The following is a 12,023-nucleotide window of genomic DNA, read 5'->3' as shown; positions in this document are numbered from 1 at the left end:
AATGAAAGAGTTTAGTATCTCACCCGTAGAAATGATTTCCAGTCTATGGCGAAATCGCAACTTAGGATTGGCTCTAATCAAGCGAGAGGTTATAGGTAGATATCGAGGCTCCGCACTGGGTTTACTTTGGTCCTTTCTGACACCAGTAATGATGCTAATCGTTTATACGTTTATATTTAGCGTGGTATTTAAAACCAAATGGGGGGGCGGGACTGGCTCGAAAGCAGAATTCGCCCTTATTTTATTTGCAGGCTTGCTAGTATTCAACTTTTTTTCAGAGTGTATTGGTCGAGCACCAAACCTCATTATTGCCAACGGAAACTACGTTAAAAAAGTTATATTTCCGCTGGAGATATTACCTTTTGTCAGCATAGGTGCAGCCCTATTTCACACCTTTGTTAGCTTCTTAGTGTGGCTCATATTTTATCTATTATTTCTGGGCGAGCCGCATTTCACCCTACTGCTTTTCCCGGTTATCATTCTTCCCTTGGTACTAATGTCTCTCGGCATTTCATGGTTTCTAGCTTCCTTGGGTGTCTATTTAAGAGACGTTGGGCAGGTGATCGGTGTGTTCATTACTATGCTGATGTTCCTCTCCCCCATCTTCTACCCTGTCAGCGCTTTACCAGAAAAATTTCAGCTCGTTATGCATCTTAATCCGCTGACCTCCGTGATTGAACAAGTCCGCGAAATATTGATATCCGAAACTGTGCCAAATATCGGCTGGTTCCTCATCAATCTTCTGATATCCGGAGTCTTCGCTTGCCTAGGCTTCATGTGGTTCCAGAAAACCAGGAAAGGTTTTGCAGATGTGCTCTGAAGTAGTGATAAAACTCGAGAACGTTGATAAATGCTATCAAATTTATGAGAAGCCTCGTGATCGGCTCCTCCAGATGCTCTCTTTTGGAAGGAAAAAGTACTCTACCGACTTCTGGGCACTTAGAGACATTTCCTTTGAAATTAAAAGAGGTGAAACCGTTGGCATCGTTGGACGCAATGGAAGCGGGAAATCGACATTACTGCAAATAATCTGTGGGACGTTGAATCCATCTGCTGGGGCGGTACAAACGCACGCAAAAATAGCTGCGTTATTAGAACTAGGCGCAGGCTTTAACCCCGAATTCTCCGGTCGAGAAAACGTTTATTTAGCAGCCTCGTTATACGGACTTACTCCGACCCAGATTGACGAGCGATTTGACGCAATAACAGCATTTGCAGATATCGGCAATTTCATTGAACAACCAGTGAAATCCTATTCCAGCGGCATGTTTGTCAGGCTCGCCTTTGCGGTGATCGCCCACGTCGATGCGGAGATACTTATTATCGACGAGGCACTAGCGGTTGGAGACGCTTTCTTTACTCAAAAATGCATGAGATTTCTCCGAGATTTCATGGTTAACGGGACCGTACTATTCGTAAGCCATGATACCGCAGCGGTGAAGGCGCTATGTACACGAGCTATTTGGCTTAGAAACGGCAAACATGTTGCCACTGGCCCAGCGAAAAATATTTGCGACGCCTATCTGGCGGAAATAATAGAATCCGGTCAAGGCGGTGGCCAAGCACTGCCGACTGACGAAATGTTAAAAGAGGTTGAGGAAGAGTCGTACGATTATAGCGATGATGCAGACGGTGATACCCTATGGTTCTTGCCATTCAGAAACACGGAACAAGGTTTTGGAACAGGAGGGGCGAAGGTAACCGAAGCAATTTTTCTGAATGAAGAAGGAAAAATTATAACCCGAGCCAAACATCATTCGGTTGTAATACTGAAAATTAGCGCGAATGCAGAAATCGATGTGCTATCTCCTATAGTAGGTTTCTTCATCAGAGATCGTCTCGGCCAGACGTTGTTCGGCACTAATACTTTCGTCGCCTCGGAATCTGTAGCCAAAGCCTGCCAAGCTGGCGGACAACTGGATGCAACTTTCGAATTTGTATTCCCTGCCTTGCCGGATGGAGATTATACAGTCTCGATAGCAATCGCCGACGGAACCCAGCAGGAGCACACCCAACTGCAGTGGATACACGACGCTCTAATCATCAAAGCACAGGGTATATCCGATGTTGGGGGGCTTATAGGTTTGCCAATGCGAGCCGTCGAACTCAACCATTCCGCACTGTGAATTTTACGAATACGTATCTAAAATACTGGTCCCCCCAATGAAACCGTCCGAAAACGCTATGCTAATCAACAACTCAATGCTCATTGCTCCGAACCATAATGTGCTCAGCGCATGGACAGGGCATGTACCATTTGCAGCATGGCTAATGCAAATGCAAAAGCCTCGCATCTTCGTCGAGCTAGGTACACATCTGGGGATGTCCTATTTTGCCTTTTGCCAGTCTGCAGTTGAGGGGAAAATAAATACCCGATGCTACGCAGTAGACACGTGGGAAGGTGATGACCACGCCGGCTTCTATAACGATAGAGTCTTCCTTGATATCTCTTCTTACAACGAACAGCACTTCGCTGGTTTTTCGAGATTAATACGCCAACGGTTCGATGACGCAGCAAATGAATTTTCTGACGGTACGATTGACCTGCTTCATATTGATGGGTTTCATACATATGAAGCGGTAAGTCATGATTTTAATACTTGGAAGCACAAGTTATCGGATCGAGCAGTCGTTATTTTTCATGATATTAATGTAAGGGATGCAGGGTTTGGCGTTTGGCGCTTCTGGGATGAGATAACTCAACAGTACCCAAACTTTCAGTTTGACCATTATCATGGCCTCGGCGTTTTACTTGTGGGCCCAAAACAAAATGAGGCTATGCAAGCTCTTTGCAACAGCTCAGAAGATCAGAGCCATTTCATCAGAAGTCTGTATTCAAAACTTGGCGAAGTACCCTCATTACGCTACCAGTTGTCGCAGGCCGCAGAACGGATCTACCACCTGGAGTCCCAAATAAGCCAATTGACAGCCGAAACTGTTCACCTCAAGGAGGTGACCATGAACGAAGTCAATCGCATCAGGCACGAAGAAGATACGCGGATTCAATCAATAAGAAATTCGACGTCGTGGAAACTAACCGCTCCACTTCGAAAACTTATAGATTTGTTGAAACGTTGACATCCCCGGCAAGCCAAGGAATTGCTCAGTGACAAAGTACAGAATAATTTTGGTTGATACCAAAAGTAGCAACCCTAATCATTATATTTGCCTTGCTCTGCACCGTGCGTTAATAAAATGCACGAACGTAGAGTTGGTAATAAAGGCCGAACTTCACGAAGCCGTATCCTTGGCGGCAGAAAACAAGTGTGATTTATTTTTCGCGTTTGACGGCGAAGAACTTAATCGATCAATTTGTTCAAAATTGGCCCGTATATGTGGCAAGTCAGTCTTGTGGGTCACGGAAGATCCTTATGAACTAACTATTAACGTCGCAAATGCGGACTTGTTTGATATTGTCTTCACAAATGATTCAGCGTCTGTTTCGGCATATGGCGTAAAAGGACGGCATTTGCCTTTGGCGGGCGCGGTTCCTTTTCATTATATACCAGTGCAGACAGACCCAACCGCGCTTCTATATGACGTTTTTTTTGCGGGCACGGCATGGCCAAATAGAGTCGAGTTGATAAAAGAGATGCTAGGCTCCAATTGGTCTAGCAATGGAATCAAGGCGAAAATTGCTTTACCCACGAACGAGCATCTACCCAAAGTTTCGCTTACTTTACCGCCAAGCCAGCTAAACTGGCGCACATCTCCTGCTGACTTTGCGCGCTTCGCAAATGCAAGCGTCGCCACCCTAGTGCTTCCCAGGGTATTTTCAGCCTCAGGTGATAATGAATTTGCTGAAACACCTCCACCGCGTCTTTTTGAAGCAGCCTTGGCGGGGACAGTGCAACTGGTTCAGCGAAAAATAGAAGAGGCATCTGTTTACTTCGAACCCGGAAAGGAATTTATATACTTCGACGATGCCGATGGCCTCATTGAATCTATAAAATCTCTACGGGCAGACCCCGATCTCCGAAACAGTATTGCCGCTGCGGCGCAAAAGAAAGCGCTACTCAATCATTGTTACGAGCACAGGGCTGCATATGTGCTATCGGAACTGTACTTAATTGACAAAAAATCATCAGCAGAAATAGCACAAGAAAATATAAAACCTTGTTTACTTTTTGTGGTACACAACGTTGTAGCCAATGGAAACTTCGGCGGCGTAGAAGTCTATTTACAAAATATCAGTAAAGTATTGCAAGAGCAGTACGAAATACTTTTCTATTCCCCTTGCTTGAGACGCGTACCGGATACGATATTAACCAACGTCGCCGGCGAAGTTGTTGAACGTTATAATTTTTCAGAAGCACTTTCCCCGTGGCAAATAAGCTGTCCTGAAAGAGACAAAGCCTTCATTTCCATCTTAGAGCAATACAACGTATCCACTGTTCATTTTCACCATTTGATTGGTCACTCCCCTAGCTTAGTCAAAGCCTGCAAAGCTTTAGGTGTCCCATCTGTGATGACCTTTCATGACTATTACGCTGTGTGCCATAGGTTCACACTTCTATCATTCAAAGGTAGTTATTGCGAACCAGATAAAATATCTCACGCCCAGTGTGACGTATGTCTGTGGTCCACGCATCAGATTGTGCCTGGTAGTCAATCAACGCGTAGAGCTGCGTGGGATCAATTAATTGCGTCCACAGATTCTTTAATTTTCAACACGAACGGTAGTCACGAGCTAACCGCCAAAATTTACCCTGCAGTTGCATCACATAAAGATATTAAAGTTATTCCGGTCCCTACTGCTCCAACAAGGGAAATCACAACAACGTTTAGTCAGCAAAAATCGACTTTAAGAGTAGCTATTTTAGGTAATTTTTCCCGGCACAAAGGGGGGGATGTCATCAGCAGGGTAATCCCCTTGTTTGAGAACTCTCCTATTGAGTTTCATATCTTCGGCAGAGTCGACGGAGATTACTTTGGACTGAACGACCATAAGGCCTATCCGCAGGTATTCATTCATGGCGAATTCGTGCCGGGTGAAATACCCGAGACGGTATACACCTGCAACGTATCCTTGCATGTATCTATATGGCCAGAAACCTACTGCCTCACGCTATCAGAAGCATGGGATTGCGGACTGGTCCCAATCGTCAGCGACATCGGCGCATTAGGGGAACGCGTAACAGACGGGGTTAATGGTTTCAAAATAGCTGCAAACTCGGAGGGACAACTATTCTCCGTACTGCACCGAATTTTAGATGCACCTGAAATATTGCACTCTATGCGGAAAAGTGAAAACACTTTCCCGATTTCCAGACCGGAACAACACATCACGGATCTAGAGGCTCTTTATAAAAGCCTAGAAAACTTGAATCTGCACACAAGTTCACAATCGCGACAGGTAGAGCCTTTCAATATTGCTCACTTATCGCGCCCTGTGGCAGTAAATTGGGCTATTTCTGAGACTAACAGTGCTCCCGGACGGTTAAGTCTTTTTAGAAGAGTTCGCCATAAAGCTGTTGGTTTAAGTGTACACTTCCTTGACTACTGGAAGCGTCACGGTTTCAAATCCGCGGTACGTGTTAGCATTAGATATATAGCCAGGCGTTTATAAATTGAAAGTATTAATTTGCGGTGCATCTCCAGACCGAATAAATAATAACGCGATATTGCGAAACTATGTCGCACAAGGGTTCCGCCAAGTGCTCGGTGACGATCTGGTCGCTTGTTGCTCACTGGATATCGCTAACGAAGTAGCAAAGTTAACGCGACCAGATCTGGTGCTGGTTTTTGGTTCGTGCATGCCAGAAAGCTGTGACTATACCGGAGTTAGGAACTACTGCTCGAGTACTGGCGCTGCCTTAGCATTCTGGCTACATGATGACCCATATGAATTCGACCTAAACTTCAAGATATATAAATACGCAGACTATATATTTTCCAACGACAGATGGGCTGTTGAACATATCAACCACAAAAATGTGCATCACTTGCCGTTAGCAGCAGACCAGAAATCACACTTCCTGAATGTAAGTGAAATGATGGTTCGTGATGTTTTTTTCTGCGGTGTGGGGTTCCCAAATCGCGTGCAATTATTAATCGACAGTCAGGATCAACTCTCATCTCTTAATACTGAAGTACTAGGTGCAGAATGGCCTGCCACGCTCCGATTCGCTACAAACAGGCGTGTCCCTAATGAAAAAATGTCTGGTTTATACAACACCTCGCTTGTAACGCTCAATCTCGGCCGTCGTCATAATTTAGCGAACGAAAAATATAATCTAGACGCATCAACACCGGGACCACGGACGTTTGAAGCAGCCATGGCAGGTACGGTTCAATGTTATTTTGTTGAAGGCTTAGAAATTACCGAATACTATAAACCCGGCGATGAAATTTTGTTATTCGACTCTCCAAATGAGCTCAAAAGAATTGTTGAAGAGTTGCTCGACGATCCGGCTAAAAGAAAAATGATTGCTGAAAAATCCCAAGCAAGAACTTTAAAAGACCACACATACGCCAATCGGGCAAAAGCTATACTTTTAAATATAAAATAACCATACGGCTGACAAATGATGATTGAGCTTTACCAACTAAAATGCGCACTTAGCGCATTCACCATCATGTCACTGATGGTTTTTATTGGTTTCCTGCCTTGGATTAGGGCATGGAGAAAAACATCAGACGCTCCTTTCAACTTAATCGAAGAAAGTTGCTTTTCTGTTGTTGCCACTGTGATTTTTTTAGCCGTTACGGGTTTCATTGTTTCGCTTGTCCCCTCACAACTAAAGCATACAGTATCACTTATTTTTATAATTTTGACTTTATTACTTGGAGGCTTCAAGACCATCCTATCATCGAAAAATAAGGATCAGGTAAAAGCCAAACCGCTAGAACTCATAACAATCGGAGGATTCCTTTTATTCGGTGTTTTTGTTTTGATCCTAACCAGCATAAAATACCCATTAAAAGATAATCTGCCAGATGGTGCTTATGTAAATAAAGAGCATGTATCCTCTGTAAAGATACAGGCGATAACCGGTAACTTTCCTGCAGATAACGCGGTGCCATTTGTCGTCGAAGAATACTTAGCAAAAGGTATTTCTTTCAAAGAGAACAGCCCTATCTTGCCAGGGCAGCACGTCGCAAATCGACCGATACTTGTTAGTTTAGTAACCCTCCCAATACGAGTGGCTTTACGGTCCCCAAAAGAAATGGGGAATCTTCCAACATATGAATACGTTTCAACTCAGTGGCCAGACTTTCGCGTGCTCATGCGCGATGAGGCTGCTTTCTCAGTATTTTTGGGTGTAGGTGTCTTCCTCAACGCCTGCCTGTTCTTGGGCGCGGGGCTAATGGCCACCAGAATCGAACGTTTTAGTTGGCGTAGCGGTGCGTTACTATTTTCTCTTTTTGCAACAAGCCCTTACTTCATTTTCCAAACAATGTTCACTTGGCCAAAATCCTTAGCTGGCTTTTTCATCATCACTTCCATATTCATCTTTCAAAAATATAAAAATCCTTTTTTGACCGGAATGTTATTAGCGCTTGCATACCTCTCTCATCCCTACGCCATTGGTTACTTTATCGTAGCGTCATGTATTTTTTTCATATGGGGCAATACTGAAAGTCTCTACAACCGGCTTTCTACCGTTGCTGTAATAGCTCTTTCATTTGTGTTATTTGTGTCTCCTTGGTTTATTTGGATAAGATTTTTTGTTGGTGGTTCATCCGACCTAATAGCACAAAACTTTAGTTCTTCCGAGGTATCGGCCTTTCAGTTTTTTTGGCCTCGCGCAGTCAACCTTATGAATGCAACTTTTCCAACTCACTTGCTATCGTTCGATGCGCATTTGACGTCGATTTATACGAGCAGTTCTTTAAATCTTGCTGGGGCGGTTGGACTTTTGTTGTTTGTAATTTTTGTGAGCATGACAGGCTTCACAATGTTTTTTGGAAATACAATACAGTCAAAAAATCTTAGTCTTCCCCCCCCGACTGATATCAAACAATGTGTATGGATCTTCGGCCTTGCCAGCCTGCTGCTTGCATGTGTCTTTAGCTATCCAGCAGTCGCCGTTGTTCATGGCTGGCAACCTCTTGCCGCTTTAGTCCTACTATTGGGAGTTTATTGGGCGAACAATTCAAAAATCGCTCTCGCCCTTTGCTGGTTGCAGGTATTAATAAATATAACTATGACGGTAATGTATTTCTATCGCCGATTTCTAATATCCGATTGAATACCCCGACAATAAGAATCTTCTTCAACACGGGGGGGGCGACCTTAGCTAGGTTTATAAGCCCTCCCTGCAAAGGATATTTTGCAGTCCCGCTAGCTGGATCCTAGTAGATCTAGAAAGTAACGCTTTTCTAACGCAGCATGACCTTTCCCTATCCAGCATTGAATTCGAAAACCAAGCCCGTTGGCTATGGCTTCGTAACCGCAAACCCGTATAAAATATCCCCTAATTTTCTGCATTCATGTCGCCGGTTTGCTTTCACCTGGCAAGTTTTTAGGGACGTTATTTTGAGCACAACTACAATCCCTCTCGTTATTGATCTCGATGGAACGCTGCTACGATCCGATTTGCTTCTGGAGACCGCTCTATCCTTTGTCAGGCACAAACCACTTGGGATGTTGAAACCTTTTTCTTGGCTAATCACCGGCAAGGCAACTCTAAAAGAAAATCTTGCTACCTCTACAGACATTGACGTTGCCGTCTTACCCTATGATCCGATAGTTATAGAATTTATCGAAGAAGAAAAACGAAAAGGTCGGACGGTCGTATTGGCGACGGCCAGCCACCGATCACTTGCCGAGAAAATAGCTGCCCATCTCGAGTTGTTTGACCATGTGTTAGCTAGCGACGCAGACTGCAATTTATCAGCTCATCGAAAGCGCGACTTGTTGGTTAAAAACTATGGGAATAAAGGTTTCGATTATGCCGGTAACTCAAAGGACGATATAGTCGTTTGGGCTGCTGCTAGAGACGCCTATGTCGTGAATCCCGAGCGCGGCGTTGAGCGCAAAGCCCGAGCGGCTGGGAACGTCAAACGAATAATAAAGTCTAATACTTCTTCCCCGAAAGACTGGGTGAAAGCGTTACGCGTCCATCAATGGTTGAAAAATATATTAATATTCGTGCCGCTGATCGCGGCACATCGATTGTCTGATCTCCATTTATTATTAGAGGGAATGATCGCTTTCGTTCTATTTGGACTTTGCGCATCAAGTGTATATCTTCTGAACGACTTACTGGACCTCTCAGACGACAGGCACCACACAAGCAAACGTAAGCGTCCATTTGCCTCTGGACGATTGTCCATAACTTCCGGCCTCATTGCCTTCCCCTCGCTCTTACTCATTTCTTTCGCGGGCTCCTTGTTACTATTACCTAAAGAGTTTGTATTAGTGCTTGGGGCCTACTATATATTAACTCTCGCATACTCACTGGTTCTAAAAAGACAATTAGCAATAGATGTAATTGTCCTTGCTTTACTTTATACCATCAGGATTATTGCCGGCGCTGCGGCATTTAGCATCGCCCTGACATTCTGGATGCTTGCATTTTCAATGTTTATGTTTTTAAGCTTGGCATTAGTAAAACGCTATGCCGAGTTAAAAGAAGCAAGAAAAAAAGGAAATAGTGAAAAGACTCGTGGCAGGGGTTACTATCCCAGCGATTTAGAGATGATCTCATCTTTGGGTGCATCATCAGGCTACCTGGCCGTTATGGTATTAGCTCTTTATATTCATGACCAAGCAACGGGTGAATTGTATGCCCACCCACAGATCATTTGGCTTGCATGTCCGTTGCTGCTTTTCTGGACAACACGCATCTGGATGCTGACCCATAGGGGCGAAATGCATGATGATCCTGTGGTTTTCGCAGTGCGTGATCGGGTAAGTGTTGCTGTAGGCACTTTATTTTGCTTGGTTTTTTGGATAGCAGCATGACGGACTTACTAAAATCATGGGGGCGCTATCCAAATTTCCCCCAGGCGTCTAATCCATGTTACTGGCGTAATGATGCACCTGGTTTATTAGCAAACGTGGTCGCTCAGTATCAAACAACATTACCGTATGGAAACGGTCGTAGCTACGGCGACAGTTGCATGGCGTTAACTGACCAAGTAATAGCTACACGTAGTATGAACAAGTTTTTACGGTTCGATTGGGTAACAGGAGTTATTGTAGCTGAGGCGGGGGTTACCTTGGCGGAGATACTCTGCGTTGCAATACCGAAGGGATGGTTTCTTTCTGTGACTCCTGGAACCCAATTTGCAACAGTTGGAGGCGCGATAGCTAACGATGTGCATGGAAAAAACCACCATAAAAAAGGAACATTTGGTAATCACCTCCTTAGTTTCGACCTCATACGAAGCGACAATGGCTATATGCATTGTTCCCCCTCCGAAAACGTCGAGATGTTTTCAGCAACCATTGGTGGACTTGGGCTTACCGGACTTATCACTGTTGCGGAAATTCAGCTAACGCCAATTAACTCAAGCTTTATCGATAGCCACGTTGTGCGTTTTGGTAAACTTAAGGAGTTTTTTGATTTATCTGCGGGGCTTGATCATAAGCACGAGTATAGTGTTGCTTGGATCGACTGTCTTGCATCCGGAAGCAATATGGGGCGGGGAGTTTATATAGTAGGTGATCATGCCCAGTACGGCTCACTATCAGTAAATCCCTCGAACAAAGTGAACATCCCACTCACACCGCCTATTTCTGTGGTAAATAACTACTCCCTGCGTGCTTTTAACGAATTATATTGGCGCGCACACCCACGAAACACTAAACAACAACGTAATAGCTACGAGTCTTTCTTCTACCCCCTCGATCGTATTAATAATTGGAATCGAATATACGGCCGAAGAGGTTTTCAGCAGTACCAATGTGTGATTCCTGATGAAAACTCAGAAATGGCTATTGCAGATTTACTTAGATCTATTGCCAATCACGGGCAAGGATCTTTTCTGGCAGTGCTAAAACGCTGTGGTGATATTCAATCTCCTGGCCTAATGTCTTTCCCATTACCCGGAACCTCACTAGCATTAGACTTTCCGCAGAACCTAAAACTAAATAAATTATTCAATCAACTAGATGAAATAGTGCGTTTGTCGGGTGGACGTCTATACCCGGCAAAAGACGCACATATGAAAGGCGCTGATTTCCGAAAAGCATACCCTGAGTGGGAACGCCTTGAATCAATGCGCGACCCCACACTAGTTTCCCGTTTCTGGCAGAGAGTTACAAAATGAAAAATGTTCTTATCATAGGCGCTAATTCAACAATTGCGATTGCTTGTTCGCGTTTATGGGCCGAGCAAGGTGCAAATTTTTTTTTGGTAGGCCGCAATAATGAGAAACTGAAGCAGACAGCTGCCGATTTGGAAACACGCGGAGCTAAAAACGTAGTTACATACATTATGGATGCTGCTGATTTTTCGGCACACAGTAAAATGCTTGAAACTTGTTTGTTATCTTTTCGACAGATTGATATTGCGTTAATAGCACACGGGACCCTTCCTGATCAAAAAACGTGTGAGCAGAGGGTAGACGTCGCCTTACAGGAGTTTACTAATAACGGTACGTCCGTCATCGCACTTCTGACTGTATTGGCAAATCATTTTGAGATACAACGTTGTGGCGCCTTGGCTGTAATCTCCTCCGTCGCGGGAGACCGAGGCAGACAGTCAAATTACCTGTACGGCACGGCTAAGGCGGCTGTCTCTACATTTTGCGAAGGGTTAAGGGCACGTCTCTTTAAGGTGGGGGTGCATGTGATGACGATTAAGCCAGGCTTCGTCGATACCCCGATGACCAGAGAACTATCATTGCCCCCTCGCCTAGTAGCGAGCCCAGACAAGGTAGCATTGCAAATCACTAGAGGTATTCAGAAGAATGTTGATACCCTTTACACTCCCGGAGCTTGGGCGATCGTAATGTTTATCATAAAAATGATACCTAGTTTAATTTTCAAACGCCTTTCTCTCTGATTAACGATTGATATCAGATCAGTCCATTAAGTATTTTCGAGTACTGCCTGATGACCTCAACAA

General features: G+C 44.4%; 9 protein-coding genes. All 9 read left to right on the top strand.

Going from position 1 to position 12,023, the window contains the following annotated elements:
- Position 1: 1 nt before the first annotated feature.
- The 9 genes from EJA72_RS07680 (at position 2) to EJA72_RS07640 (ending at position 11,960) form a co-directional block, all read left to right on the top strand.
- Positions 2 to 820, top strand: coding sequence for an ABC transporter permease (locus EJA72_RS07680; RefSeq protein ID WP_157710897.1), 819 nt, complete (start codon positions 2 to 4; stop codon positions 818 to 820).
- Positions 810 to 2,126, top strand: coding sequence for an ABC transporter ATP-binding protein (locus EJA72_RS07675; RefSeq protein WP_157710896.1), 1,317 nt, complete (start codon positions 810 to 812; stop codon positions 2,124 to 2,126). The genes EJA72_RS07680 and EJA72_RS07675 overlap by 11 nt, the downstream gene beginning before the upstream one ends.
- A 37-nt stretch (positions 2,127 to 2,163) precedes the next feature.
- Positions 2,164 to 3,078, top strand: coding sequence for a class I SAM-dependent methyltransferase (locus EJA72_RS07670; RefSeq protein ID WP_157710895.1), 915 nt, complete (start codon positions 2,164 to 2,166; stop codon positions 3,076 to 3,078).
- A gap of 28 nt (positions 3,079 to 3,106) precedes the next feature.
- Positions 3,107 to 5,569, top strand: a complete 2,463-nt coding sequence (locus tag EJA72_RS07665; RefSeq protein WP_157710894.1) for a glycosyltransferase — start codon at positions 3,107 to 3,109, stop codon at positions 5,567 to 5,569.
- Position 5,570: 1 nt separating this feature from the next.
- A complete protein-coding gene (locus EJA72_RS07660; protein WP_157710893.1) occupies positions 5,571 to 6,512 on the top strand; it encodes a glycosyltransferase in 942 nt (313 codons plus the stop codon).
- 15 nt (positions 6,513 to 6,527) lie between these two features.
- On the top strand, positions 6,528 to 8,195 hold the full coding sequence (locus EJA72_RS07655; RefSeq protein WP_157710892.1) for a hypothetical protein: 1,668 nt from the start codon (positions 6,528 to 6,530) through the stop codon (positions 8,193 to 8,195).
- 140 nt (positions 8,196 to 8,335) lie between these two features.
- Positions 8,336 to 9,913, top strand: coding sequence for a UbiA family prenyltransferase (locus EJA72_RS07650; protein ID WP_157710891.1), 1,578 nt, complete (start codon positions 8,336 to 8,338; stop codon positions 9,911 to 9,913).
- Positions 9,910 to 11,223, top strand: a complete 1,314-nt coding sequence (locus EJA72_RS07645; protein WP_157710890.1) for an FAD-binding oxidoreductase — start codon at positions 9,910 to 9,912, stop codon at positions 11,221 to 11,223. The genes EJA72_RS07650 and EJA72_RS07645 overlap by 4 nt, the downstream gene beginning before the upstream one ends.
- Positions 11,220 to 11,960 carry an SDR family oxidoreductase gene (locus tag EJA72_RS07640; RefSeq protein WP_157710889.1) on the top strand — a complete coding sequence of 247 codons (741 nt, stop codon included), beginning with the start codon at positions 11,220 to 11,222 and terminating at the stop codon, positions 11,958 to 11,960. The genes EJA72_RS07645 and EJA72_RS07640 overlap by 4 nt, the downstream gene beginning before the upstream one ends.
- The last annotated feature ends 63 nt before the right edge of the window (positions 11,961 to 12,023 follow it).

Source organism: Pseudomonas sp. PB120, from assembly GCF_009761815.1.
Taxonomy (GTDB): domain Bacteria; phylum Pseudomonadota; class Gammaproteobacteria; order Pseudomonadales; family Pseudomonadaceae; genus Aquipseudomonas.
Note: the sequence above shows the minus strand (reverse complement) of the source record. Positions and strands in the feature narration are given on the sequence as shown.